Annotated in this window: 25 protein-coding genes; 13 read left to right on the top strand and 12 right to left on the bottom strand. The window is 64.3% G+C overall.

What is annotated here, in order from left to right:
- The first annotated feature begins 7 nt into the window (after positions 1-7).
- The 4 genes from SMD10_RS11890 to SMD10_RS11875 all read left to right on the top strand — a co-directional run bounded on the left by SMD10_RS11890 (position 8) and on the right by SMD10_RS11875 (position 4250).
- Entirely contained in the window at positions 8-976 is a 969-nt protein-coding gene (locus SMD10_RS11890; protein ID WP_331685910.1) for a cation diffusion facilitator family transporter, read from the top strand.
- Between the two features lie 217 nt (positions 977-1193).
- The gene (locus SMD10_RS11885; RefSeq protein WP_331685908.1) at positions 1194-2372 is read left to right on the top strand and encodes an NEW3 domain-containing protein; all 1179 of its coding nucleotides are present in this window, start codon (positions 1194-1196) and stop codon (positions 2370-2372) included.
- Positions 2369-3307, top strand: coding sequence for an ABC transporter ATP-binding protein (locus SMD10_RS11880; protein WP_331685906.1), 939 nt, complete (start codon positions 2369-2371; stop codon positions 3305-3307). The genes SMD10_RS11885 and SMD10_RS11880 overlap by 4 nt, the downstream gene beginning before the upstream one ends.
- Complete coding sequence (locus SMD10_RS11875; protein ID WP_331685905.1) at positions 3297-4250, top strand: ABC transporter permease; 954 nt, start codon at positions 3297-3299, stop codon at positions 4248-4250. The genes SMD10_RS11880 and SMD10_RS11875 overlap by 11 nt, the downstream gene beginning before the upstream one ends.
- Before the next feature lie 40 nt (positions 4251-4290).
- Here the strand turns inward: SMD10_RS11875 and SMD10_RS11870 are convergent, their stop codons facing one another.
- Together SMD10_RS11870 and ssb are read right to left on the bottom strand one after the other, a co-directional pair.
- Entirely contained in the window at positions 4291-5202 is a 912-nt protein-coding gene (locus tag SMD10_RS11870; RefSeq protein WP_331685904.1) for a 5'-methylthioadenosine/S-adenosylhomocysteine nucleosidase, read from the bottom strand.
- A gap of 40 nt (positions 5203-5242) precedes the next feature.
- On the bottom strand, positions 5243-5758 hold the full coding sequence (ssb, locus tag SMD10_RS11865; RefSeq protein WP_331685903.1) for a single-stranded DNA-binding protein: 516 nt from the start codon (positions 5756-5758) through the stop codon (positions 5243-5245).
- A 294-nt stretch (positions 5759-6052) separates the two neighbouring features.
- Between ssb and uvrA the strand changes: the two genes are divergently transcribed.
- On the top strand, positions 6053-8935 hold the full coding sequence (uvrA, locus tag SMD10_RS11860; protein ID WP_331685902.1) for an excinuclease ABC subunit UvrA: 2883 nt from the start codon (positions 6053-6055) through the stop codon (positions 8933-8935).
- A 6-nt stretch (positions 8936-8941) separates the two neighbouring features.
- Here uvrA and SMD10_RS11855 read toward each other — a convergent pair whose 3' ends face one another.
- Positions 8942-9331 (bottom strand): type II toxin-antitoxin system VapC family toxin, encoded by a 390-nt coding sequence (locus SMD10_RS11855; RefSeq protein ID WP_331685901.1) that lies wholly within the window; start codon positions 9329-9331, stop codon positions 8942-8944.
- Positions 9328-9597, bottom strand: a complete 270-nt coding sequence (locus SMD10_RS11850; protein ID WP_331685900.1) for a type II toxin-antitoxin system Phd/YefM family antitoxin — start codon at positions 9595-9597, stop codon at positions 9328-9330. Before SMD10_RS11850 ends, SMD10_RS11855 begins: the two co-directional genes overlap by 4 nt.
- Before the next feature lie 50 nt (positions 9598-9647).
- On the opposite strand from SMD10_RS11850, the gene SMD10_RS11845 reads away from it, so the two are divergent.
- Together SMD10_RS11845 and SMD10_RS11840 are read left to right on the top strand one after the other, a co-directional pair.
- Positions 9648-10454 carry a DUF72 domain-containing protein gene (locus SMD10_RS11845; RefSeq protein WP_331685899.1) on the top strand — a complete coding sequence of 269 codons (807 nt, stop codon included), beginning with the start codon at positions 9648-9650 and terminating at the stop codon, positions 10452-10454.
- A 590-nt stretch (positions 10455-11044) separates the two neighbouring features.
- A complete protein-coding gene (locus tag SMD10_RS11840) occupies positions 11045-11410 on the top strand; it encodes a DUF2019 domain-containing protein (protein WP_331685898.1) in 366 nt (121 codons plus the stop codon).
- A gap of 65 nt (positions 11411-11475) precedes the next feature.
- Here SMD10_RS11840 and SMD10_RS11835 read toward each other — a convergent pair whose 3' ends face one another.
- Positions 11476-12987: an NAD(P)H-hydrate dehydratase gene (locus tag SMD10_RS11835; protein ID WP_331685897.1), complete on the bottom strand. Its 1512-nt coding sequence runs from the start codon at positions 12985-12987 to the stop codon at positions 11476-11478.
- Positions 12988-13272: 285 nt separating this feature from the next.
- On the opposite strand from SMD10_RS11835, the gene SMD10_RS11830 reads away from it, so the two are divergent.
- Positions 13273-13611: a P-II family nitrogen regulator gene (locus SMD10_RS11830; protein WP_331685896.1), complete on the top strand. Its 339-nt coding sequence runs from the start codon at positions 13273-13275 to the stop codon at positions 13609-13611.
- 54 nt (positions 13612-13665) lie between these two features.
- A complete protein-coding gene (glnA, locus tag SMD10_RS11825; protein WP_331685895.1) occupies positions 13666-15075 on the top strand; it encodes a type I glutamate--ammonia ligase in 1410 nt (469 codons plus the stop codon).
- A gap of 90 nt (positions 15076-15165) precedes the next feature.
- On the opposite strand, the gene SMD10_RS11820 is transcribed toward glnA, so the two are convergent.
- Positions 15166-16029: an alpha/beta hydrolase family protein gene (locus tag SMD10_RS11820; protein ID WP_331685894.1), complete on the bottom strand. Its 864-nt coding sequence runs from the start codon at positions 16027-16029 to the stop codon at positions 15166-15168.
- A gap of 279 nt (positions 16030-16308) precedes the next feature.
- Here SMD10_RS11820 and parE point away from each other — a divergent pair, with 279 nt between their 5' ends.
- From parE to SMD10_RS11800, 4 genes are all read left to right on the top strand, one after another.
- Entirely contained in the window at positions 16309-18348 is a 2040-nt protein-coding gene (gene parE / locus SMD10_RS11815) for a DNA topoisomerase IV subunit B (RefSeq protein ID WP_331685893.1), read from the top strand.
- An 806-nt stretch (positions 18349-19154) separates the two neighbouring features.
- A complete protein-coding gene (locus SMD10_RS11810; protein WP_331685892.1) occupies positions 19155-19805 on the top strand; it encodes a hypothetical protein in 651 nt (216 codons plus the stop codon).
- Positions 19806-20038: 233 nt separating this feature from the next.
- Entirely contained in the window at positions 20039-20593 is a 555-nt protein-coding gene (locus SMD10_RS11805; protein WP_331685891.1) for a hypothetical protein, read from the top strand.
- 250 nt (positions 20594-20843) lie between these two features.
- A complete protein-coding gene (locus SMD10_RS11800) occupies positions 20844-22292 on the top strand; it encodes a DEAD/DEAH box helicase (RefSeq protein ID WP_331685890.1) in 1449 nt (482 codons plus the stop codon).
- Between the two features lie 25 nt (positions 22293-22317).
- On the opposite strand, the gene SMD10_RS11795 is transcribed toward SMD10_RS11800, so the two are convergent.
- The 6 genes from SMD10_RS11795 to SMD10_RS11770 all read right to left on the bottom strand — a co-directional run bounded on the left by SMD10_RS11795 (position 22318) and on the right by SMD10_RS11770 (position 25635).
- Positions 22318-22689, bottom strand: a complete 372-nt coding sequence (locus SMD10_RS11795; RefSeq protein WP_331685889.1) for a TfoX/Sxy family protein — start codon at positions 22687-22689, stop codon at positions 22318-22320.
- An 11-nt stretch (positions 22690-22700) separates the two neighbouring features.
- Positions 22701-23078: a Fe-S cluster assembly scaffold SufA gene (gene sufA, locus SMD10_RS11790; RefSeq protein ID WP_331685888.1), complete on the bottom strand. Its 378-nt coding sequence runs from the start codon at positions 23076-23078 to the stop codon at positions 22701-22703.
- Between the two features lie 55 nt (positions 23079-23133).
- Complete coding sequence (locus SMD10_RS11785; RefSeq protein ID WP_331685927.1) at positions 23134-23331, bottom strand: VOC family protein; 198 nt, start codon at positions 23329-23331, stop codon at positions 23134-23136.
- 256 nt (positions 23332-23587) lie between these two features.
- Positions 23588-23941 carry an SUF system Fe-S cluster assembly protein gene (locus SMD10_RS11780; protein WP_331685925.1) on the bottom strand — a complete coding sequence of 118 codons (354 nt, stop codon included), beginning with the start codon at positions 23939-23941 and terminating at the stop codon, positions 23588-23590.
- A 73-nt stretch (positions 23942-24014) separates the two neighbouring features.
- Positions 24015-25265 carry a cysteine desulfurase gene (locus tag SMD10_RS11775; protein WP_331685887.1) on the bottom strand — a complete coding sequence of 417 codons (1251 nt, stop codon included), beginning with the start codon at positions 25263-25265 and terminating at the stop codon, positions 24015-24017.
- Positions 25255-25635 carry a VOC family protein gene (locus tag SMD10_RS11770; protein WP_331685886.1) on the bottom strand — a complete coding sequence of 127 codons (381 nt, stop codon included), beginning with the start codon at positions 25633-25635 and terminating at the stop codon, positions 25255-25257. The genes SMD10_RS11775 and SMD10_RS11770 overlap by 11 nt, the downstream gene beginning before the upstream one ends.
- Positions 25636-25844 lie beyond the last annotated feature (209 nt).

Raw genomic sequence — 25844 nt, 5'->3', positions numbered from 1 at the left:
GACCTGAATGGCGCGCTCCCGGCGACACGATGGCGGCAGCAGCAAGACGATCTATGCCGCGATCGCCTCCAATGTGGGGATCGCCATCACCAAGCTGATCGCGGCGTTGTTCACCGGCTCGTCCTCGATGCTCGCGGAGGGCATCCACTCCTTCATCGACACCGCGAACGAGGGTTTTCTGCTGCTCGGACTTCATCGGGCGAAGAAGCCCGCCAACGCCCGCCACCCGTTCGGCTATGGCGTGGAAGTGTACTTCTGGGCCTTCATCGTGGCGATCCTCATCTTCGGGCTAGGTGCAGGGTTTTCGGTGTTCGAGGGCGTCGAAGGCTTGTTGACCGAGGAGCCGTCGGCCATCGAGGCGCCGATCGTCGCGCTGGTCGTTCTCGGCCTTGCCTTCTGTTTCGAAGGCTATTCGTGGAGCGTCGCGTTCCGCGAGTTCCAGAAGCGTCGGAATGGCGAAGGACTGATCGCCGATTTCCGCGACCTGAAAGATCCGTCGGTCTTCGTGGTCCTGTTCGAAGACAGCGCGGCCTGCGTCGGCGTGCTGATCGCGGCGGTGTGCGTCGGCCTGTCCTGGGCGACGGGCAATCCCGTCTTCGACCCGATCGGCTCGATCCTGATCGGCATCCTGCTCGCCGCGACGGCCACTTTCCTGGCGATCGAGGTCAAGGGACTGATCATCGGCGAGGCGGCCTCCAACAAGATCGAGACCGCCGTGCGCCGGGCCATGGAGCGCCATGCCGAGATCATTGCCATCAACGAGTTGCGGACCTTGCACCTCGGGCCGAACGACGTTCTGCTGACCGCCAGCTGCGATTTCAGGGACAACGTGCTCTCGCAGGACGTCGAGGCGGCAGTGAGCGAGCTCGAAGCCGAGGTAAAGGCCAAGTTTCCGATCATCCGGCGGCTCTATATCGAAGTGCAGTCGCGCGAGGCGCATCGGCGGATGGAACTGGCCGAGGCTAACTTGGACTGATGTCGCTCGGCCCTTAGCCGGCCCCCGTCCTCCTCATCAGAGCCGCCTCGGTCGCCTGACTTCGGCCCGAATATGACCAAGATTTAATCCGCGGCGGCCTTTTTGTGCCGGATTTTGGTCACGGTCGTCGCAAAACCTTACACCGTCATCGAGGCGGCCCCGCCCATTCTGCCAGGACCGCTTCCAGCATCTTGCAAATCAGTCGGGAGTGATCCGCATGATCCGCGTTCCGCTTTTGCCCGCGGCGACCCTCGCCGCGGGGATGGTCCTGTTTGCCCAAACGAGCTTTGCTCAGGAGAGTCCCACCAAGCCGATCGGCCTCTGGCTGACGACCGATTTTCCGGAGTTGACCGAGCGCATCGGCGACGCTGTTCGGATCCCGCTAACGCTGACCGACGCCGGAATGCCGCCAGCGCGGGTGGAGTTTGCAGTCGCGGGTTTGCCCGACGGTTGGTCGTGGGAAATCGACGGAGCAGGCAAGCCGGTGATGGCCGCGATGGTCGGCCCGGACGACAGCCGCTCGCTGGACCTCAAGCTGACGGAACCCAAAACCGCCAAGCCGGGAAGCTACGCCTTCACCGTCAGTGCGAAAACCGATGCCGGCCAGACCCTGACGCTGCCGGTCAAGATGACGCTGGCCGAGGCCGAACCCGCCGAGGTCAAGGTCGAGCCGAAGCTTCCCGCACTCGTCGGCACGCCGCGCTCGAACTTCGATTTCGACCTCACCATCACCAATTCGAGCGCCGAGGACGCCACCTTCAACCTCCTGGCTCAGACCCCGCCGGGATTCGAAGCGACCTTCAAGGAGCAATACGGCAGCCAGGAACTGACGAGCCTGCCGATCAAGGCCGGCGAGAACAAGGCGGTCAAGCTCTCCGTCACGCCGCCTAAGACCGTCAACGCCGGCCAATATCCGGTCGCGGTCGCGGCCGCCAACGGGGACATCCAGGGCCAGGCGCAACTCGCCCTCGACATCACCGGACAGCCCACCGTGTCTCTAACCGGGCCGGACGGCCGGCTCTCGGGAAAGGCCGAGGCGGGCCAGGAAGCGACGTTCAATTTCACTGTGAGCAACAGCGGCACGGCCCCGGCCAAGGCGGTGAAGCTCTCGGCCAGCGCGCCGTCCGGCTGGACGGTCGCGTTCGATCCGGCCACCATCGATGCGCTCGCGCCCGAGCAGAACCAGCAGGTCGTGGCGCATGTGACCCCGTCGGACAAGGCGATCGCAGGCGACTACATGGTGACGATGCGCGCCTCCGGCGACGGGACATCCGATAGCGCCGACTTCCGCGTGAGCGTGACCACCTCGACGCTGTGGGGCATCGGTGGGCTCGGCGTGATTGCCGCGGCCGTCGTCGTCCTCGGCTTCTCCGTCACCCGGTATGGCCGGCGATGAGCGCGCCAGTCATCGAGGCCAAGGGCCTCACCAAGCGCTACGGCCGCGTCGTCGCGGTCGACGCGCTGGATCTCACCATCGAGCGCGGTGAGGTGTTCGGCCTGCTCGGCCCGAACGGTGCCGGCAAGACCACCACCATCCTGCTGCTCCTCGGCCTCACTGAGCCCTCGGCGGGGCAGGTTCGCGTGCTCGGCTTCGATCCCTTGCGCGAACCGCTCAAGGTCAAGCGTCGGGTCGGCTATCTGCCGGACTCGGTCGGCTTCTACGACACCATGTCGGCGGAGGAGAACCTGGCCTACACGGCGCGGCTCGCCGGCATCCCCCGTGCCGAAGCGGCTGGCCGCATCGACGAGGCACTGCATCGCGTGCGCCTTGCCGACGTGGCCGGACGCCGGGTCTCGACCTACTCGCACGGCATGCGACAGCGGCTCGGCATCGCCGAGCTTCTGGTCAAGGGCTGCGAGGTGGCCATTCTCGACGAGCCGACGTCGGGGCTGGACCCGCAATCGACGCAGGAGCTGCTCGATCTGATCGGCCGGCTGTCGCGCGAGGGCATGACGATCGTGCTCTCCTCGCATCTGCTGACCATGGTGCAGGCGATCTGTACGCGCGTCGCGCTGTTCCATCGCGGCCGGGTCGGGCTGGTCGGTCGTGTCCCGGACCTGGCCAGCCAGGTTCTCGGCGGCGCCTATGTTGTGGAGGTCGAGGCCGAAGGCTGCGACGTGGCGCAGGCGGCAGCCGCCATTCCCGGCTTTACGCGCGCCGCGGCGCTGCCGTCCGGCCTCGTGCATATCGACGCGAGCCGCGACCTTCGCGGCGATCTGGCAAGAGCCGTGGTCGCGGCGGGCGGCAATCTCAAGCAGCTCTCCATGAGCCGCTCGAGCCTCGACGAAGTCTATGCCAACTACTTTGAACAGGTGGATCATGCAGCGTGAAGGCTCGCCCTTTACGGGGCTTTCCACGGTCGCCCTGAAGGAGGCGGCCGACCACATGACGAGCGCGCGCATGCATCTCGTCATGCTGCTCGTCATCCTGACGGCGATCGGCTCGATCTACGGCGCGATCGGGCAGATCAAGGATATGGTCAGCCAGGATTCGTTCCTCTTCCTGCACCTCTTCACCACGGCCAAGGAGCCCCTGCCCTCGTTCGTGTCCTTCCTGGGCTTCCTGCTGCCCCTGGTCGGCATCGCCTTGGGCTTCGACGCGGTGAACGGCGAATACAGCCGGCGAACGATGAGCCGCATCCTGTCGCAACCGATCTATCGCGATGCACTGCTCGCCGGAAAATTCCTCGGCGGGTTGCTCGTCATCGCGATCTGTCTCGTCACGCTGTGGCTGCTCGTCACCGGCATGGGCATCCTGACATTGGGGCTGCCGCCGTCCGGCGAGGAGATCCTGCGGGGGATTGCCTTCCTGTTCGCCTCGCTCATCTACGCCGGCGTCTGGCTGGCCGTGGCCGTGCTGTTTTCCACGGTCTTCCGGGCACCGGCGACCTCGGCCCTCGCCGCTTTGACGCTCTGGCTTCTGTTCTCGATCTTCTGGGGCATGCTGGCGCCGCTGGTGGCGAGCATCGTCGTACCGGCCGATCCGTTCGATCCGGTCGCGACGCTGCATCTGGTGGAGACTCAGCAGGCGATCGCCCGGATTTCGCCGAACACGCTCTACGGCGAGATCACCACAGCGCTCCTCGACCCGTCGACGCGCTCGCTCGGGATCGTCTTCCTGAACCAGTTGCAGGGGGCGCTGATGGGTTCGCCGCTGCCCTTCGGGCAGAGCGCGCTGCTGATCTGGCCGCAACTCTCCGGCCTCGTGGCGGCGATGATGCTTGTCTACACCATCGCCTACGTCTCGTTTCAGCGGCAGGAAATCCGCACCTGACGAGAGCCGGGATCGGCGGCCGTAGCGCCGCCGATCCCTGCTACATTGCCGCGAGGAAGGCGCGGACCACCCGCGCCGAATTTTCCGACGCCAGGCTGAAGAAGGTGCCCATCTCGTTTTCGCCCTCGCCGCCGCCGGCAAGATCCGACAGGCTGCGGAAGGCGATGAAGGGCACGCCGTTGGCATAGGCGACGTGGGCCACCGCGGCGCTTTCCATGTCGAGCACCTTGGCGCTGAACGTGTCGGACACGTATTGGCGGAAATCGGCATTGTCGACGAAGGCCATGCCCGACACGCCGTTGCCGCCGACGACGATCTTCGGCGCCTGCGTCAGGCAGGCCTTGTCGGCGTTGCAATCCTCGAGTTCGACCGAGCCAGCCACTTGGCGGGCGACGTCCAGCAGCTTCCCGTCGACGGGGAACCAGAAGCGTTCTTCCAGCCCGTCATGGCCGTCGGCGAAGACGCCGACCTTCTGCGGGAACATCATCCCGTAGTTCTGAAAGATCTCCTCGGCATAGCTCGGCAGTTCGTAGCCGTCCGCGGTCTCGCGGGCGAAGACGGCCTCCAGATACTCGGCCCACCGGTCCGCGACGACGACGTCGCCGATCGAGAGCTCCGGATCGACGCCGCCGGCGATGCCCGAAAAGACGATCGAGGAGACGTCGAAATGGTCGAGCGCGAGTTGCGTCGTCATCGCCGCGTTGACCATCGAGACGCCGGAAAGAAACAGGACCACGTCCTGCCCCTCCAGCGTGCCGGTGACGAAGAGGTTGCCGTTGATGGTCTCTTCCTGCGGGTCTTGAACGGCTGCCTTGAGGCTCTGCCATTCCGGCTCGAACGCCGACATCACCGCGATCATCGGCGCATCGGAGGCCTCTTGGGCGAGCGCATCAGGAGCGGAGATCGCGGTCGAGGCCGCCAAAAGCGCGATGGAGAACGTCGTTAAGCGCAAGACAGCCCCCAGCCTGTTGTCTTCCATCACGAGGCCCGGCTCAGAACGGAATTTCGTCGTCGAGGTCGTGCGACGAGCCACCGCCGCCCCCGCCGCCATAGCCACCGCCACCGCGATCGTCCTGGCGATCATACCCGCCGCCGCCGCTCCCGCCGCGGGAGTAGTTTCCGCCTCCGCCTCCGCCACCCGAGCCGCCGCCTTCGCCGCGAGCGTCGAGCATCTGGAGTTCGCCGCGGAAGCGCTGCAGCACCACCTCGGTCGTGTAGCGCTTCTGGCCGGACTGGTCGTCCCAGGAGCGGGTCTGCAGCTGGCCCTCGACATAGACCTTCGAGCCCTTCTTCAGGAACTGCTCGGCCACCTTGGCGAGGTTTTCGTTGAAGATCACCACGTTGTGCCACTCGGTGCGCTCGCGGCGCTCGCCGGACTGGCGGTCGCGCCAGGTTTCGGAGGTGGCGATGCGCATGTTCACCACCATGTCGCCGGAGTTCAGCCGGCGGATTTCCGGATCGGCCCCCAGATTTCCGACCAGGATCACCTTGTTCACGCTGCCAGCCATTCGGTCACACTCCAACTTATCCTTTGCGGGCGATCCGCCCGGTCGCGCCCACCATAGAGCAATGGCGCCCGCCGAACAAAGGCGAGGCGTCGTTCGGCGAGATTTCCACAGGCGCCGTTTGGGCATTGCGGCGCCATCATGTTCGCATTATGTTCCCTACCACGCAAGAGCCGTTGATGAGTCCGTTTCGCTTCGCGGCCCCCTCCCAATCGGCGAACGGATCGTTATCTATGGCATCGGACCGGCCGCGAAATCCCGGCGGCAGCGCCCCTCATCGTTATTTTCTGGCAGGCCATGGCGGAACTGAAGCAGATCTCCATTCGCGGCGCGCGCGAGCACAATTTGAAGAATGTCGATCTCGACCTTCCGCGCGACCGGCTGATCGTCATGACCGGCTTGTCCGGCTCGGGCAAGTCGTCGCTCGCCTTCGACACGATTTATGCGGAAGGCCAGCGGCGCTATGTCGAGAGCCTGTCGGCCTATGCCCGGCAATTCCTGGAGATGATGCAGAAGCCGGACGTCGACCAGATCGACGGGCTGTCTCCGGCGATCTCCATCGAACAGAAGACGACGTCGAAGAACCCGCGTTCGACGGTCGGTACCGTCACGGAGATCTACGACTATCTGCGTCTGCTCTTCGCGCGCGTGGGCGTGCCTTATTCTCCGGCGACCGGCCTGCCGATCGAAAGCCAGACCGTCAGCCAGATGGTCGACCGGGTGCTGGCGCTCGACGAGGGTGCCCGGCTCTATCTGCTGGCGCCGATCGTGCGTGGCCGCAAGGGCGAGTATCGCAAGGAACTGGCGGAGCTCCAGAAAAAGGGCTTCCAGCGCGTGCGCATCGACGGCGAGTTCTACGACATCGCCGACGCGCCTTCGCTCGACAAGAAGCTGAAGCACGATATCGAGGTGGTGGTCGACCGCATCGTGGTGCGTCCGGACCTCGGCGCGCGTCTGGCCGACTCCCTTGAAACGGCGTTGGGACTGGCGGACGGCCTGGCGGTGGCGGAACTGGCCGACGGCCAGGACGAGAACGGCAAGCCGGTTCAAATCATCTTCTCCGAGAAGTTTGCCTGTCCGGTATCGGGTTTCACCATCCCTGAAATCGAGCCGCGCCTGTTTTCCTTCAACAATCCGTTCGGCGCCTGCCCGACCTGCGACGGGCTCGGCTTCCAGCAGGCGATCGATCCGGCGCTCGTGGTGCCGGAGGACAACAGGACGCTGAAGGCCGGCGCCATCGCGCCCTGGGCCAAGTCCTCCTCGCCCTATTACGGCCAGACGCTGGACGCGCTCGGCAAACGCTTCGGCTTCAAGCAGACCGATCGCTGGTGCGATCTGTCGGCGGAAGCGCAGAACGCGATCCTCAACGGCACGGGCCGGGAGAAGATCGAATTCAAGTACAATGACGGCCTGCGCTCCTATTCGACCACCAAGACCTTCGAGGGGGTGGTGCCCAATCTGGCGCGTCGTTGGAAGGAGACGGATTCGGCCTGGGTGCGCGAAGAGATCGATCGCTACATGTCGGAGACGCCCTGCCCGGCCTGCAACGGCTATCGCCTGAAGCCGGAGGCGCTCGCGGTGAAGATCGCCGGGTGCCACGTGGGCGAAGTCACGCAGTTGTCGATCCGCGCCGCCAACGACTGGTTTGCGGCGCTGCCCGAAAAGCTCAATGCCAAGCAGAACGAGATCGCCGCGCGCATCCTGAAGGAGATCCGCGAGCGTCTGCGCTTCTTGAACGATGTCGGCCTCGACTATCTCACCCTGTCGCGATCGTCCGGCACGCTGTCGGGCGGCGAGAGCCAGCGTATCCGCCTGGCCTCGCAGATCGGCTCGGGCTTGACCGGCGTGCTCTACGTGCTCGACGAGCCGTCGATCGGCCTGCACCAGCGCGACAACGAGCGCCTGCTCGAAACGCTGAAGCACCTGCGCGACATCGGCAACACAGTGATCGTCGTCGAGCACGACGAGGACGCGATCCGCACCGCAGACTACGTCGTCGACATCGGTCCGGCCGCCGGCATCCACGGCGGCGAGGTCATCGCCTCGGGCACACCCGCCGAGATCATGGCGCATCCGAAATCGCTGACCGGCCGGTATCTCTCCGGCGCGCTCGGCATCCCGGTGCCGGAAAACCGGCGCAAGCCCAAGAAGGGCAAGGCGCTCAAGGTCGTCGGCGCGCGCGGCAACAACCTCAAGAACGTCTCGGCCGAGATTCCGCTCGGGCTGTTCTCCTGCGTCACCGGCGTGTCGGGCGGCGGCAAGTCCACCTTCCTTATCGAGACGCTGTTCAAGGCGGCGGCGCGGCGCATCTCCAACGCCCGCGACATTCCGGCCGAGCACGACCGCATCGAGGGCCTCGAACACCTGGACAAGGTGATCGACATCGACCAGTCGCCCATCGGCCGCACGCCGCGCTCCAACCCGGCCACCTATACGGGCGCCTTCACACCGATCCGCGACTGGTTCGCCGGCTTACCGGAGGCCAAGGCGCGGGGCTATCAGCCAGGCCGCTTCTCCTTCAACGTGAAGGGCGGGCGCTGCGAGGCCTGCCAGGGCGACGGCGTCATCAAGATCGAGATGCACTTCCTGCCCGATGTCTACGTCACCTGCGATGTCTGCCACGGCAAGCGCTACAATCGCGAGACGCTGGAGGTGACGTTCAAGGAGAAGTCGATCGCCGATGTGCTCGACATGACGGTGGAGGAAGGCGTCGAGTTCTTCGCCGCGGTGCCGGCGGTGCGCGACAAGCTGGCCATGCTCAAGGAGGTCGGCCTCGGCTACGTCAAGGTCGGCCAGCAGGCCACCACACTCTCGGGCGGCGAGGCGCAACGCGTCAAGCTCGCCAAGGAGCTGTCGCGCAAGGCGACCGGCCGCACGCTCTACATCCTCGACGAGCCGACCACCGGCCTGCATTTCCACGACGTCGCCAAGCTGCTGGAGGTGCTGCACGGGCTCGTCGACAAGGGCAACACGGTGGTGGTGATCGAGCACAATCTGGAGGTCATCAAGACCGCCGACTGGCTGATCGACATCGGCCCGGAAGGCGGCGACGGCGGCGGCCAGATCGTCGCCACCGGAACGCCGGAGGCGATCGTCAAGGAAAAGCGGTCCTGGACCGGCCGCTTCCTCAAGGACATCCTGGAACGGCGGATCGAGATGAAGACCGAGGCGGCGGAGTAGCGCTCATCACTCCCAGAGAGGGACGATGCCGAGGTTCCCGAACACATGGTCGACCGATACTAGATCCAGGCCTTCCAGGCTCGCCTGGGCCGCCAGCAATCGATCGAAGGGGTCTCGATGGTCTCCCGCCAGAAGGCCGGCGCGTAAGCTGTGGCGCACGGTGATCGGAAGAATCTCGAAATCCTGCGCGCCAACAAGCGCATCGAAACCCTCGACGAGAGGCCGTGCTTCGGGCCATTTGCCAATGCGATATTTCGTGGCCAGTTCGAATGCCGAGACAGCGCTGACGAAGACCTTTTCGGCATCGCCGGCGATCAGCTGCGAGACCCGATGCGGGAGCCGCCGGCTGCCGAAAAGCCACCATGACAGCGCATGGGTGTCGAGCAGCAGCCTCACGATCGAATGTCGGGCTCGTCGCCGTCTTCCCAGGCCCGCAGCTCCTCCTCCGGCATCGGATCGAAGAACAGCGCATCGGGGATCGGCTGCAAATGCGCCAGCGTGCCCGGTTCGCGCCGCTTCTTCGGCTGGGCCGTCTCGTTGAGCGGGATGAGCTTGACCGCCGGTTTGCCCCGACGCGCAATGACGATCTCCTCGCCCGCCTCGGCCTTGGCGACCAGCTTGGAGAGGTCCGACTTCGCCTGATGCATATTGAAGATGGTCATGTTAGCTAGATACGATCATTTCTAGCTAAGTTCAAGTTGGAGGGTATCAAATGGCCAGTGGCACCATTCGCAGCGGCATCGGCGGCTGGACCTTCGCCCCCTGGGAAGGCACGTTCTACCCGGACGACCTGCCAAAGAAGCGGCAGCTTGAATATGCCGGGTCAAAGCTCGCCTCGATCGAGGTGAACGGCACCTACTATTCCAGCCAGAAGCCGGCGACCTTCGCCAAATGGGCCTCGGAGGTGCCGGACGGTTTCGTCTTCGCGCTCAAGGGCAATCGCTTCGTCACCAACCGCAGGGTGCTCGCCGAAGCCGGCGAATCGATGCAGCGCTTCGTCACCTCGGGCATCACCGAACTGGGCGAGAAGCTCGGCCCCCTGCTCTGGCAGTTCGCGCCGACCAAGAAGTTCGACCCGGAGGATTTCGAAGGCTTCCTGAAGCTCCTGCCGGACAAACAGGATGGTCTCGCGCTGCACCATGCGGTGGAGGTGCGCCACGACAGCTTCGCAGTGCCGGACTTCGTGGCGCTGGCACGAAAATATGGCGTCGCCATCGTCTATGCCGAGCACCACACCTATCCCGAGATCGCCGACGTGACGGCCGATTTCGTCTATGCGCGGCTGCAGAAGGGCGAGGACGACACGCCGACCTGCTATGCGCCGAAGGCGCTGGACCAATGGGCGGAGCGCGCCAAGCTGTGGGCCGAGGGCGGCCAGCCGGGTGATCTTCCGCTTTGCGATGCGGACCATGCCGTGGCGAAAAAGAAGCGCGACGTGTTCGTCTACTTCATCCACGAGGGCAAGGTGCGCGCGCCCCAGGGCGCCATGGCGCTGATGGAGCGGCTCGGCACGGGTTGACGCCCTTGCCTCGCCTTCCTTGCCGCGCCCGCTAACTGGTGCGCCGTCCTCGGAAGCCTCTCGCGACGTCATCCCGGCCTTACGCCAGGAGCATTGATGACAGTCTTTCCGGCAACGGATTGGCGGCAACGATCGCTTGTAGAGATCCTTGAGACACGCCCGATGGTGAAGGCCGCTGTGCTCTATGACACCGCCATGAAAGGTCAGCCATAGGCAGAAGTCTTTGGCTGCAGCATCGGCCCTGGGATGGCCCCTTTTTATCCCGCCTTTCCGCCCGCTCGTAGACTCCGTCTATGGAGCAACGGGCGGGGCAGGCGAGAATGATCGGAGGGGCGAGGCCAACACGACAGGATCGGATCGTTGCGCGGCATCGGCTCGCGGCACTGCGTCTCGAACTCGCGGCCATGCGCGCAATGCTTGCCCTGCTGAAGGCGAGCCCGGCTGCCTTGATATCCATCACATCGTCGAGCGGAAGCCGGCGCTCGATGCGGGGCGACCCCGAGGCAATATGTTCGCGGCAAAAGTTGGGACGTGCGCTTCGAGGTGGGGCTCGATGCAATGCGCGAATATGGGGTGCTCAAGCCATGAGAATGCTTGATTTGGAGGCTGCCACTCTCGATCAACTCCTCTCCCACTTCGTTGCGTTGGGCGTGGAGCAGGATCAGGCCTGGATGACGTTCGAGCAATCCAAGGTCAACCGCGCGATTCGCCAGCGCTTCGCCGTCGAGGCTGAGTTGAAGTCCCGGCCGGGCGATGCACGGCGGCTGCTCATCAATTACTACGAGCATCCGAACATTCAGGTGCAGCTCAACGCAGCCACAGCGACGCTCGCCCTGTTTCCCGAAGAGGCGCACCGGAAGCTCGAAGAAATCCGGAGTTGGGGCATCAGTCCATTCGGTCCTGATGCTGGGCTGCTTCTGAGCGGGCTCGAGGACGGCAGCTGGCAACCCGAATAGCCTCACGCCGCAGGACTCTCGGCAGGAGACACCGATGGGATAATGCGACCGGCGTCGCAATCGAGTCAGGCCCTGCTCTTCTCCTCCAATAGCCCCCACACCTGCGGCAGCATTTCGGGCAAGTCCTCCGAAATCAGCCCCGGGCCGAACAACTCGGCTGCCTTGCCGTGCATCCAGACGGCGGCGGCCGCCGCGTCGAACGGCTCGGCGCCCTGAGCCAGCAGACCGGCGATGATGCCGGCGAGGACGTCTCCCGTGCCGGCGGTCGCCAGCCACGGCGTCCCGGTCGCGTTGATTGCCGCCCGACCGTCCGGCGTCGCTATCACCGTATCGGCCCCCTTGAGAATGACGACCGCGCCGGATGCGCTGGCGGCACCCCTCGCCTTCTCCAGTTTGGAGAGCGCCTCGTCGTCGGCGATCTGCGGAAAGAGGCGCCTGAACTCTCCGGCGTGCGGCGTCAGCACCAACCCGCCGCCGGATGCGCGCGCCAGCGAGAACAGCGCCGCCGGGTCGTCGGCAAAGGAGGTGATGCCGTCGGCGTCGAGCACGAGATGGCGCCCTGCCCGCAGAATGGCGGCGACGAACACCCGCGCCTTCTCGCCCACGCCGAACCCCGGCCCGAGGGCGAAGGCGTTGAACCGTTCGTCGGCGATGAGTTCGCCGAGTTCGTCGCCATCCTCGCAGCGCTTGAGCATGACCGCCGTCAAGGCGCCGGCGTTGACCAGCATCGCCGAGGCCGGCGAGAAGATCGTCACCAGCCCGGCGCCCGCGCGCAGTGCCGAAACGGCGGCGAGCCGCGCCGCCCCCGTCTTCGAGGCCGAGCCGGAAAAGACCACGGCATGGCCGCGTCCATATTTGTGGCCGGTCGTCTGCGGCGCGGCCACGGCGTCCGGCCAGAGCGCGGGCTCGTTGGCGAAGGCCTCGGCGCCGATCTCCGGCAGAACCGACGCGGGGATGCCGATGTCGGCCAGGATCGTATGCCCGCACAGCCCTCGTCCAGGATGGAGCAGATGACCCGGCTTCCTGCGAAAGAAGGTCACGGTGACGTCCGCCTTGAAGGCCGTGCCCATGACGGCGCCGCTCTTGCCCGAGACGCCGGACGGCAGGTCGATGGCGACGACGCGCGCGCGCGAGCGATTCACGGCCTCGATCACCTGTGCGGCGCGGCCCTCCACCGGCCGCGCCAGCCCCGCGCCGAACAGCCCGTCGAGCACCAGATCGAACGCATCAGCATCGAAGTCGCGCAAGTCTTGGACCGCTCCGCCCCAACCGCTTGCGGCCACCGCGGCGTCGCCCTTCAGCCCGGCATTCGGGTCGAGAGCGAATATGGTAACGTCGCGCCCCTCCGCTCGCAGATGGCGGGCCGCGACATAGGCGTCGCCGCCATTGTTGCCGGGACCCGCAAGTGCGGCAATACGGCGCGCCTCGGGAAACGCCGAACTTGCGGCTTCGGCGACCGCACGCCCGGCATTTTCCATCAAAACGATCCCCGGAACGCCCCCGGCGATCGCCAGTTGGTCGGCAAGAGCCATCTCTTCCGGTATTAACAGGCAAAGATCGTCGGTTGATCGAACCATGAAGTGCTCATTTCATGTGCATGTTGGCGCGGGATTATTCAGCCTGCTCAGCAGGCAGAATAGTCCGTTTGTCATAGGAGTGGACAGAAACCGGGAAAGTGCGGGATCAAACGGCCAGAATCGCGATGGTGGTTGCCCGTTCGGGCCGAAAAGCCTATCGGTTGAAGGGGTACAGCCGCGCCGGGCGCGGCGGTTCGCCAGAGACCATAGTTGGCACGGCTCCTGCATCCGTTCGGGCGACGGGCGGGGACTCGTGGGCGGAGAAGACGTCGAGAAGGATTGTCGATGAAGAAGGTCGAGGCCATCATCAAGCCTTTCAAGCTGGACGAGGTGAAGGAAGCCCTTCAGGAGGTCGGGCTGCAGGGTATCACCGTCACCGAGGCCAAGGGCTTTGGTCGTCAGAAGGGGCACACCGAACTCTATCGCGGCGCCGAATACGTTGTCGACTTCCTTCCCAAGGTGAAGGTCGAGATCGTGTTGGCGGACGAGGCGGTCGACGGCGCCATCGAGGCGATCCGCAAGGCGGCTCAGACCGGGCGCATCGGTGACGGCAAGATCTTCGTCTCCAACATCGAGGAAGCCATCCGTATCCGCACCGGCGAGACCGGCACAGACGCTGTCTGAACGGACTTCACCTCCTCATTTTCGTAACTTTGTCGTTTAGTAGAAAGGACCGCTATGACGACGGCCAACGACGTGCTGAAACAAATCAAGGACAACGACGTCAAATTCGTCGATCTCCGTTTCACCGATCCCAAGGGCAAAATGCAGCACGTCACGATGGACGTCGCTGTCGTCGATGAAGACGCATTCGCCGAAGGCGTGATGTTCGACGGTTCGTCGATCGCCGGCTGGAAGGCGATCAACGAGTCCGACATGGTGCTGATGCCCGATCCGGAATCGGCCCATATGGATCCCTTCTTCGCGCAGTCGACCATGGCCGTGGTCTGCGACATTCTCGATCCGATCTCGGGCGAGAGCTACAACCGCGATCCGCGCGGCACCGCCAAGAAGGCCGAGGCCTATCTCAACCAGTCGGGCATCGGCGATACCGCCTTCTTCGGTCCCGAGGCCGAGTTCTTCATCTTCGACGACGTCCGCTACAAGGCCGACCCCTACAACACCGGCTTCAAGCTCGATTCCACCGAGCTGCCGATGAATGACGACGCCGAATACGAGACCGGCAACCTCGGCCACCGGCCGCGCGTCAAGGGCGGCTATTTCCCGGTGCCGCCGATCGATTCGGCTCAGGACATCCGCTCCGAGATGCTGACGGTCATGGCCGAGATGGGCGTCGAGACCGAGAAGCACCATCACGAGGTGGCTGCGGCTCAGCACGAGCTCGGCATGAAGTTCGACAGCCTGACCCGCAACGCCGACAAGCTGCAGATCTACAAGTACGTGATCCATCAGGTGGCCAACGCCTACGGCAAGACGGCGACCTTCATGCCGAAGCCGGTCTATGGCGACAACGGCTCGGGCATGCACGTGCATCAGTCGATCTGGAAGGGCGGCAAGCCGGTCTTCGCCGGCAACGAGTACGCCGGCCTGTCCGAGACCTGCCTCTACTACATCGGCGGCATCATCAAGCACGCTCGCGCGCTGAACGCCTTCACCAATCCGTCGACCAACTCCTACAAGCGTCTGGTTCCGGGCTTCGAGGCTCCGGTGCTGCTCGCCTACTCGGCGCGCAACCGTTCGGCGTCCTGCCGCATCCCCTTCGGCCAGTCGCCGAAGTCCAAGCGCATGGAAGTCCGCTTCCCCGATCCGACCGCCAATCCGTACCTCGCCTTCGCGGCGATGCTGATGGCCGGTCTCGACGGCATCAAGAACAAGATCCACCCGGGCGAAGCCATGGACAAGGATCTGTACGATCTGCCGCCGGAGGAGCTGAAGGACATCCCGACCGTCTGCCGCTCGCTTCGTGAGGCGCTCGAGCATCTCGATGCCGACCGTGACTTCCTGAAGGCCGGCGGCGTCTTCGACGACGACCAGATCGATGCCTATGTCGAGCTCAAGATGGCCGAGGTGCTGCGCTTCGAGATGACGCCGCATCCGGTCGAGTTCGAGATGTACTACTCGGTCTGAGCCGTCCGGCTTCCACTGCATCGGGAAGGCCCTGCTTCGGCGGGGCCTTCTGCGTTTCGGGATGCGTTTTTGCAGGCTGCCGCCCGCAGGTTACCGGATAGATGCGAAGATCCAGTTCAGCGCGGTGCGCCAGTCGATCATGCGGATCGGCGTGCCATGGCTGCCTCCGTCGAAAGAGACGAACCGGACGGGCTGCTGCGGATAGGCCTTGCGGATGTCATCGAACGCCGCTTTTTGGCGGGACCAGGGATAGACGGAATCCTCCGTTCCCTGCGCCATGACCAGCGGGATCGTCGTTGTGCCGGCGGCCGAATGCATGCGCCGATAGCGCTCCAAACTGGAGTTGCCGCCCAGCAGGACGAATCCGTTTACGGAGCGTGCGAAGAACGGCTCTCCAGCGAGTTGCCAGCACAGTTCGCCGCCCATGGAGCCGCAGGCCAGCACCAGCGGCGTGCCGGGATTGTTGCGCCCCAGCTGCTCCAGAAGTCCGCGGATGCGGGCCGCGTCGTCCGGCTGGAACGCGCCGGCGTCGGCGGTGACATAGAGCCCTCCCGCCTTCACCATCAGGTTCTTCAGGCGGTTGAAATTGCCGCCAAAGGTCCAGTCGTTCATCCCCAGCCGGCGGTCGCCGCCGCGGCCGTGGATGAAGACGACGATGGCATGCGGATGGGCCGTGTCTCCCACGGTGGCCACCGGCAACGGCCCGGCCTCGGTCGGCAGCGTCTGTTCATGGCTCAGGCCGGCGGCGATCCGGCTGACATAATTCGGGCGGACACGGCGCTCCGGCACGGCGTCGCGCTGATCGATGTCCCGCGTTTCGGAATAGTCGACGTCGACATAGCGCCCGTCGTCTCGATAGGCGGTCAGTCCTGGATAGGCGAACAGCGCGTCCTTATAAGAGGGCAGCGTCAAAGGCTCCGCAGTGGCGAGGCTCGACGCGGTCGCGAAGATCAAGGCCAGTGTCCCGACGGCGGCCGTGCGACCGCGCCGACGCTCAGTTGCAAGCTTCCGAATCACCTGTCCCCTTCGATCCACGACTTTGGGCGAGTTTTGTGGCGACGCCCGCTCACCGGCCGTTTGTGGTCATTTATCGTTGAAAAGTCTGTGAATCCAGGGCCAGACCACCCTGATTCGATATGGATCGCTTGAAGAACATTTCGTGAAAGTATACGCACGATCCATGGTATCCGTTCTCCAGTTCCTCCCAGGCACTCAGGCGGCACTGCTGATTTCATGAGCGACGATCTCTTCTCCGGCGCGACTGCCAGGGTACGCGCCCCCCGGTCTCCTGCGCGCCCCAAACCGGTGGAAGCGCCGGCGACGACGCAGGTCAACGGCGCGGAGTATACGGCCGCTGACATCGAAGTGCTGGAGGGGCTGGAGCCCGTCCGGCGGCGCCCCGGCATGTACATCGGCGGCACCGACGACAAGGCGATGCATCATCTCTTCGCCGAGGTCATCGACAATGCGATGGACGAGGCGGTCGCCGGACATGCCAACTTCATTGAGGTCGCGCTGGAGGCGGACGGCTCTCTCTCGGTCACCGACAACGGCCGCGGCATCCCGATCGACCCGCATCCCAAATATCGCAACAAGTCGGCGCTCGAGGTCATCATGACCACGCTGCACGCCGGCGGAAAGTTCGACTCCAAGGTCTACGAGACGTCGGGCGGCCTGCATGGCGTCGGCGTGTCCGTGGTGAATGCCCTGTCCGAGCGGCTCGAGGTCGAGGTCGCCCGCAACCGTAAGCTCTACCGCCAGACCTATGCGCGCGGCGTCGCCACGTCGGCGCTCGAGGAAGTCGGCGAGGTGCAGAACCGTCGCGGCACGCGCGTCCGGTTTCTGCCGGACCCTCAGATTTTCGGCGCCCAGGCGCGCTTCGATCCGGCCCGGCTGTTTTCGATGGCGCGGTCCAAGGCCTATCTCTTCGGCGGCGTCGAAATCCGCTGGTCCTGCGATCCTGCGCTGCTCGGCGAGGCAAGCAAGCTGCCGTCGCGGGCGACGTTCCACTATCCTGGTGGGTTGAAGGATTTCCTCGACGATACGCTGGGCCAGGACGGCCGCGTCACCGCGCAGATCTTCTCCGGCCGGACCGAAAAGGTCACGGGTCACGGCGCGGTGGAATGGGCGGTGAGTTGGACGGCCGACGACGGTTTCGTCCACTCCTACTGCAACACCATTCCGACGCCGGAGGGCGGCACGCACGAATACGGCCTGCGCGCCGTGCTGACGCGGGGGCTCAAGGCTTTCGCTGAGGTCTCTGGCAACAAGCGGGCGGCCATCGTCACGGCCGACGACGTCATGCTGACGGCGTCGGCAATGCTGTCCGTCTTCGTCCGCGAGCCCGAGTTCGTCGGCCAGACCAAGGACCGCCTGGCGACCGTCGAGGCGCAGCGGATGGTCGAAGCGGCCATGCGCGATTCCTTCGACATCTGGCTCGCCTCCTCCCCGCAGGACGCCGCCCGGCTGATCGACTGGGTGGTCGACCGCGCCGAGGAGCGGGTGCGCCGGCGCCAGGAAAAGGAGGTCGCGCGCAAGACCGCGACGCGCAAGGTCCGCCTGCCCGGCAAGCTCGCAGACTGCAGCCAGAAGGACGCGGCCGGCGCTGAGCTGTTCGTCGTCGAGGGCGACTCGGCCGGCGGCTCCGCCAAACAGGCACGCGACCGGATGCGCCAAGCGATCCTGCCTCTTCGCGGCAAGATCCTCAATGTCGCCAGTGCCGGACGTGAAAAGATGGGGGCGAACCAGCAGATCGCCGACCTTGTCCAGGCGCTGGGCTGCGGCACGCGGTCGAAATACCGCGAGGAAGATCTGCGTTACGAGCGCGTCATCATCATGACGGACGCCGACGTCGACGGCGCGCACATCGCGTCGCTGCTGATCACCTTCTTCTACCGCGAGATGCCGGAGATGATCCGGCAAGGCCACCTCTTTCTTGCGGTGCCACCGCTCTACAAGCTGAGCCAGGGCGGCAAGACGGCCTATGCCCGCGACGATCGCGACCGGGAGCGCCTGATGGCGAAGGAGTTCAGTGGTCGCGGCAAGGTCGAAGTCAGCCGCTTCAAGGGTCTGGGCGAGATGCTGCCGTCGCAGCTCAAAGAAACCACCATGGATCCTCGCAAGCGGACGCTGCTTCGGGTCGTGGCTGACGATGCGCCGGAAAGCGGCACGGCGGGCGCCGTGGATGCATTGATGGGCAACAAGGCGGAGGCCCGTTTCCGCTTCATTCAGGAGCGTGCCGCGTTCGCGGAAGACGAGGCGATAGACATCTGAGGCTACGCGGTCGGGACGACGGCCGCCTTCGGACCGCTCTACATCGTAATCACCCCGCGCTTTTTTTGTGGCGCTGGGTGGTCCCTACACGCATTCAGTTGAGCACCACAGATTCGTGATGCCTCGACTTTTGAGGCGCCGCCGCGTTGAACCGCAGCTTGGCACTGCGCTAGCCAATGCTTCTCCGATGACTGTCGGATGGCAGCTTCGACGTTGGCGCAAGGCGAAACGACTGTGACGCTCAATATGCCCCCATCCATCTGCGCACCAGCGAAAGGCAAGCCGGCAACGACTATAGTAAGCCCAACCGACATTCGCCGAGACACCAAGCCTTCATTCCCTTGCGTCATCTTTTAGCAACACCTGAATTTAAACATGAATGTATTCGCTTTCGAATAAGAAACAATATTGACGATTCCATGAGGCGCACGTCAATCTTTTGCCGGGCCAACGATAGGGAAATGCCGCAATGGCGCATTTTCAAGCCTCGATGAAAGTTCTCGTGCTCAGCGTCGCGTCGATCGGCTTCTGGGCCATGTCGGGGACCGGGCCAGCGACGGCGGCAGATCCGACGACGATCGAGACGCCGGATTTCAGCGGCAGCTTCGGAACGCGCTATTTCATCAGCAGCGCGCGCACCCGCTACGACCTTTACACAGCGAGCGGCGATGAAGAGGTCTCCCGGCTGACCTATGACGATATGACGACGAGTTCGATCGAGCTCTTCGGCAACATCGAGCACTCAAGCGGCATCTACCTGAACGGTTTTCTGGGACTGGGTTGGGCAGACGATGGTTCTTTGAAATTTGAAAGACGAGGACTTTCTGCCTTATACCGTGCCCTATTCGGCCACCGACTCCGATCTGGAAGACAACCGTCTGACCTACGGGCAGGTCGATCTCGGCTACAATTTTCTCAGGCGTCCGCGCTTCGATCTCGGCGCTTTCGTCGGCTATTTCTATATGCACGAACGCGAAAACGCCTACGGCTGCACTCAAACGGCCGGCAATCCATTCATCTGCGGTGCCTTCGGCGGCCCGATCGACACCAACATTCGCGTGATCTCCAATGAAGGCGACTGGAACGCGTTGCGGGTCGGCCTGTCGGGAGACGTCGCCATCACCGATCGGCTTACCCTCACGGCCAACGCCGCCTACCTCCCCTACGTCGACCTGTCAGGCGAGGACACTCACGTGCTGCAGATCGGCAGCGACTTTATAGGGCCGACGGACTACGACGGAGAGGGCGACGGCTATCAACTGGAAGCGAAGTTGAGCTACGCTATAACCGGAAGCTTTTCCCTGGGCCTCGGCGCGCGATACTGGCACCTGAAAACAGACGACGGTGAATTTCATTTCGAACGAAGCGCCTTCCCCATCGGCTTATACGACGCCCAAAAAGTCGACTTCGAGATCGAACGGGTAGGCGGCTTTATCGACGTCGCGTATCATTTCTGAGGCATCGATCACCCGTGCCGATCGCCGGCCGGGGTCGCGGACCGAGGCCCCGGCCCCATTGACTGCGCCCGATCTGACGGCACGCCAAGACGCATGTCGTAAGTCAATAAATTCCGTAGGACTGTCGAGACAGGTCGGCTATATCTCATGACATCGAGGGTGACCGAGCCCGTCTGCGACCGAGTTCAAAGCTCCTTTTGAAACGTCGCCCGCAGGCTCTGGAAGGCGGAACGATGTCCAAACATGCTCTGTTCGCGGCAGCGAGCCTGATTGCTGCCTCGATGGTTTTGACCGTGCCGGGCCTCGCGGAGGATGCCGGCACTCCAGATGCCGAACCGAGGCAGAGTGATCCGACGACGCTGGCTGGCAAGCCGGCCGAAGCGGATCAGGCCACGACCACCGACGCTGTCGCAGCGGAGGCAGAGCACCTGTCACCGCTCGTGCACGACGTGCAGATCGTCGGTCCCTGGAGCGACGCCGATCATCAGGGCGTCTGGCGCACGATCCTGGCGCTGTCGCCAGACGATTCCGGCCGCTATCGCTTCTTCGTCCAGAAGATTGAAGACGCCGCGGGCGGCCTCTCTCTTCTGGCGACCACCGAAGTCACCGAAATCGCAGCGATCGACGGTGCCATTCTGGGATATCGCGCCGACGAGCCGACCGAGGGGCAGGAGGGCAGCCTGACGTTGTTCTTCGACATTCTCCCCTCGGATGCCGAAATTTCGGAAACCTACGAACTCCATTTCTTCTCCGACTCGCCCTACGAGTTCGGACCGGCCAGCAACTGACGGAGATGGCGTCCCCGCGGGGATGTGCGCGCGGCGCCAAAGGTGGCGCAAATATCTTGTGCGCATCAATCGACTTGTTGTCATCCTGCAACGCGGCGTAAAGGATCACGAACAATCATCTTCGCTGAACTGGCGGAACGGCCGTTCGAGGCCGTCATCCGGTTGACTTCAATTGTTCTTCGCCCTATCGCCAAGGCAGATGCGGTGCTACTGGCCGCACAAGCAGCCTCCCAAGAGACAATCGAGCTGAATGCGTTTTTCCGAACTTGGCCTTAGCGACAAGGTTCTCTCCGCCGTCGAGGCCGCCGGGTACACCGAGCCCACACCGATCCAGGCCGAGGCCATTCCGCACGCGCTGCAGCGCCGTGACGTGCTCGGCATCGCGCAGACCGGAACCGGCAAGACGGCGTCCTTCGTCCTGCCCATGCTCACCATGCTGGAGAAGGGCCGCGCCCGCGCGCGAATGCCCCGCACTCTCATCATCGAGCCGACGCGCGAACTGGCCGCTCAGGTCGAAGAATCCTTCAGCGTCCTGGGCAAGGATCAGAAGCTGACGGTTGCGCTGCTCATCGGAGGACTGTCGTTTGACGAGCAGGATCGCAAGCTCGATCGCGGTGTGGACGTCCTGATTGCCACGCCCGGCCGGTTGCTCGATCATTTCGAGCGCGGCAAGTTGCTTCTGACAGGTGTCGAGATCCTGGTGATCGACGAAGCGGACCGCATGCTCGACATGGGCTTCATCCCGGACATCGAGCGCATCTGCAAGCTGCTTCCGTTCACCCGGCAGACCCTGTTCTTCTCCGCGACCATGCCGCCCGAGATCACCCGTCTGACGCAGCAGTTCCTGCAGAACCCGGTGCGGATCGAGGTGGCCAAGCAGTCGTCGGCCGCGCTGACGGTCGAGCAGAAGCTGGTTGCCACCCACAAGGAAGACTGGGCGAAGCGCGACCGGCTGCGCCGTCTCCTGCGCGACCAGACGGATCTCACCAACGCGATCATCTTCTGCAATCGCAAGCGCGAAATCTCGGTGTTGTACCGCTCGCTGGAGCGCCATGGCTTTTCGGTCGGCGCACTGCACGGCGACATGGACCAGCGTGCGCGCATGGCCATGCTGGCAGGCTTCCGCGACAACAAGATCCAGCTGCTCGTCGCGTCGGACGTGGCGGCTCGCGGACTGGACATCCCGGCCGTCAGCCACGTCTTCAACTATGACATTCCGACCCATGCGGAAGACTATGTCCACCGCATCGGCCGCACCGGACGTGCGGGTCGCTCGGGCAAAGCCTTCTCGCTCGCCAGCAAGATCGACAAGAAATATGTCGACGCCATCGAACGCATGCTCGGCAATTCGATAGAGTGGGTGGACCAGCGGCCGGAAGGGTTGGACGAACTGGAACCGCGCGAACGTCGATCGTCGTCATCGCGGTCAGGCAGTGGCCGTTCGCGCGGCCGTCGCTCTGACAACAAGGAAGCGCGAGAGCCATCGTCGGTTTCGGACGAGGTCGCGACGAGGGACGCCAAGACTGGCGAAGAGACGGCCCGCTCCGCTCCGCAGAAGGAAACGCGGCGGCACGCTTCGGACACCAAGGGCGACGACCGGCGCAATAAGTCCCGCGGCAAGAAGCAGGCTGACGAGCCGTCACCTGTTGGCTTCGGTGACGACATTCCGGCTTTCATGCTGATCGGCACCGGCGCCTGACGCCGGTCGGGGGCGACGCACGAGGCTATTCGTCGTCGAGGGCGGCCGCGACCTTGCGTCTGCTTTTTTTCGGTTTGGCGATCGCGCTTCTGCGCGCCGCATCCAGGGCTCGATGAGCCCAGAGCGCCATCTCGTCAGGATCGTCAAAAGCGGCATCGGGCAAGCGATAGAACGACATGCGCACTGCCGCGCGATCCTTGCGCGCGTAGGTCCATTGCAGCGACCCGGCTTCCTGGAACGCGGCTTCCGTCTCGGCGTCGGTCTTCAGGTAAAGCTCGCCGGAAATGACAACGGCGACCATCAGGCCGCCGCAAAACACCCCCTGCCCCCCGAACATCCGCCGAACGTCGGCATCGGGAAGCGACGCGAAAAGATCGAGGAGAAGCTCTTCGTCCACGGCTGGCCGCTTCAGGCGGGCAAGCCGTCGCGCGCGGCGAGGTCCGCCTTCTTCAGCTCCACCGACTCGCCGCAGCCGCAGGCCGAAGTCTGGTTCGGATTGTTGAAGACGAATCCCGAGCGCAGAACCGTGTCCTCGTAGTCGAGTTCCGTGCCGAGCAGGAAGAGAACCGCCTCGGGCGCGACGAAAACGCGCGCCCCGTCCTTCTCGACGACGTCGTCCTGCGGCACCTGCTCCTTGGCCAGTTCGACGGTGTACTCCATACCGGCGCAGCCGCCTTTTTTGACGCCGACGCGCACGCCCAGCGCCTCGCCCTCGCGAGCCGCCGTGATCGCGCGAACGCGCTCGGCCGCGGCGTCGGTCATGGTCATCACGGCAAAACGGGCCATTGCGCTTCCTTTCAAATCCTCGCCATTTCCGCCCAAAGATGAGATCTCCGGACGCTCAGCGCAAGTCATTGGCCTCGTTCGGCCAAAGACCCGGCGTCACCAGTTCGATCAGATTGCCGCTCGGGTCTCGCAGGTAAAGGCTGGTGCCACCCCGCGACCAGGTGACCTCGCTTTCCACGGCGACGGACGCCTCGGCGAGCTGTCGCCGCCACGCCGGCAATGAGTCGGCCGCGATCGAGAACGCCATGTGCATCGGCCCGGTGCCGTCATGGGGCGTACGGTCCCGCCCGACGTCTCGATGGGCTCCAGCGTTCCGCCACGCTGGAACAGAATGAACACAGCGCCGGGGGCAACATCGCAGACGGTGATCCGATCCTGGCTTAGAATGATCGGCAGACCGAGCACATCCTCATAGAACCGGCGTGCTTCCGTCATGTCGTCGACATAGACGCATGTCTCAAGCACACCCGAAATACGCGGGCGCCCTTCAGCGACGCCGCGCTCCACCGTCAAAACCAGCCGACCGCGATCTGCGCTTCCTCGCTCATCCGCTCCGGCGTCCACGGCGGATCGAACACGATATCGACGTCGCAGTGAGAGATGCCCTCGATGGACGACACCGCGTTCTCGACCCAGATCGGCATTTCGCCGGCCACCGGGCAGCCCGGGGCGGTCAGCGTCATTTCGACGCGCACGCTGCGGTCGTCCTCGATGTCGATCTTGTAGATCAGCCCGAGTTCATAGATATCGGCCGGAATTTCTGGATCATAGACGGTCTTCAACGCGCCGATGATATCGCCGGTCAGCCGGGTCAATTCGTCCGCCGGAATCGCCGAACCTGCAGATACGCCACCGTCCGCCATCGCGATATTCGCGGCAGCAGTGCCGTCTGCGGTCGAGATCCGGCTGTCGATGTCGTCGCTCATAGCATTTCCTTCAGGCGAAAAAACGCCTCGCCTTCTCCAGCGCATCGGCCAGGCGGTCGACCTCACCCACCGTGTTATACATACCGAAGGACGCCCGACAAGTGGAGTTCGTCCCGAAGCTTTTCAAGAGCGGCTGCGCGCAGTGCGTGCCGGCCCGGACCGCCACACCCTCCCGATCGATGAGCATCGCCACGTCGTGAGCGTGAATGCCTTCGAGGTCGAAGGAGACGATGGCACCCTTGCCCGGCGCGTTGCCATAGATGCGTAACGCGTTGATCGCCCTCAGCCGCTCGTGGGCATAATCGCGCAGCCGAGTCTCGTGCTCGGCGATCGCCTCCCGCCCGATCGAACGCATATAGTCGAGTGCCGCGCCGAGGCCGATCGCCTCGACGATGGGCGGCGTGCCGGCCTCGAAGCGGTGCGGCGGCTCGTTGTAGGTAACGGTTTCGAGCGTCACCTCCGAGATCATCTCGCCGCCGCCGTTGAAAGGCCGCATGCGCTCCAGCATCTCCTTGCGGCCAAAGAGCACACCGATGCCGGTCGGCCCGTAGACCTTGTGTCCGGTGAAGACGTAGAAGTCGCAGCCGATATCGGCGACGTCTACGGGCAGATGCACCGCACCCTGGCTGCCGTCCACCAGAACGGGAATGCCGCGGGCATGGGCGAGCGCCGTCACCTCCTTGACCGGCGTCACGGTCCCGAGCACGTTCGACATATGGGTCATGGCGACGAGCTTGGTGCGCTCGCTCAAGGCGCTCTCGAAGGCCTCGACAGAGATCGAGCCGTCCTCGGCGACCGGCACGAAGACGAGCTTCGCCCCCTTGCGCTCACGGATGAAGTGCCACGGAACGAGGTTCGAGTGGTGCTCCATGATGGTGAGCACGATCTCGTCGCCCTCGCCGATTTCCGCCATCCCGTAGGAATAGGCGACCAGGTTGATCGCCTCGGTGGCCGAACGGGTGAAGACGATCTCCTCCGCGCTCGGCGCATTCAGAAAGGCGCGAACCTTCTCGCGCGCCGCCTCGAAGGCATCGGTCGCCCGGTTCGACAGATAATGCAGGCCGCGATGAACGTTGGCGTAGTCTTCGGTGTAGGCCCGCTGGATGGCGTCGAGGACCTGGCGCGGCTTCTGCGCCGACGCGCCGCTGTCGAGATAGACCAGCGGCTTGCCGTAGACCTGGGTCTGGAGGATCGGAAAGTCGCGGCGGATCGCCTCGACATCGTAGGCCGAGGTGGTATCGCTGAGCACGTCAGATGTCATAGGAAATGAACTCCAGAAGCGACCCGTCCGGATCACGAAAATAGACGCTCAGGCCTCGGCCCATGGCGCCGATCCGTGAAATCGGACCGAGTTCGATGGCGACACCCTCCCGTTCGAGATGTTCGACCGCGCCGTCGATGGCGCCGTACCAGCGGAAGCAGAGGTCGCTGCCGCCGGGCATTACCGGAAACTTGGCCACGGGTTCGGCGGTCTTGCCGGGGCCATGGCAGTTGAGCTGCTGAGCGCCGAAGCGCAAGGCGAAGCCGACCTTCTCCGGCACGATCTCGGCGCCCAGAACCCGGCTGTAAAAGTCGCCAGAGCGGTCCCAGTCGGAAACATGGATGACGCAATGATCGAGCGAGATCTCCACCGGTGTACCTCCAAGGTCGTTCGTCCTGGCTGGGTCCGTGATGCCGATCGGGTCATCACTGCCGATCCCGAAAGAACTCTGTCGTCGTCCTCGAACCCCACAGCCCGAGGATCCAGCCTTTCTCGTCAAGCGGGCGCCAACGGATATCGGGCCCAACTCATGCCTGCGATGACGCTGCCGCTTTTCCGGGTCCTCGGGCCGGAGCCCGA

It is taken from the genome of Consotaella aegiceratis (assembly GCF_036541425.1).
GTDB lineage: Bacteria > Pseudomonadota > Alphaproteobacteria > Rhizobiales > Rhizobiaceae > Consotaella > Consotaella aegiceratis.
The sequence above is the reverse complement of the archived record's forward strand: the minus strand, read 5'-3'. Positions and strand labels throughout refer to the sequence as shown.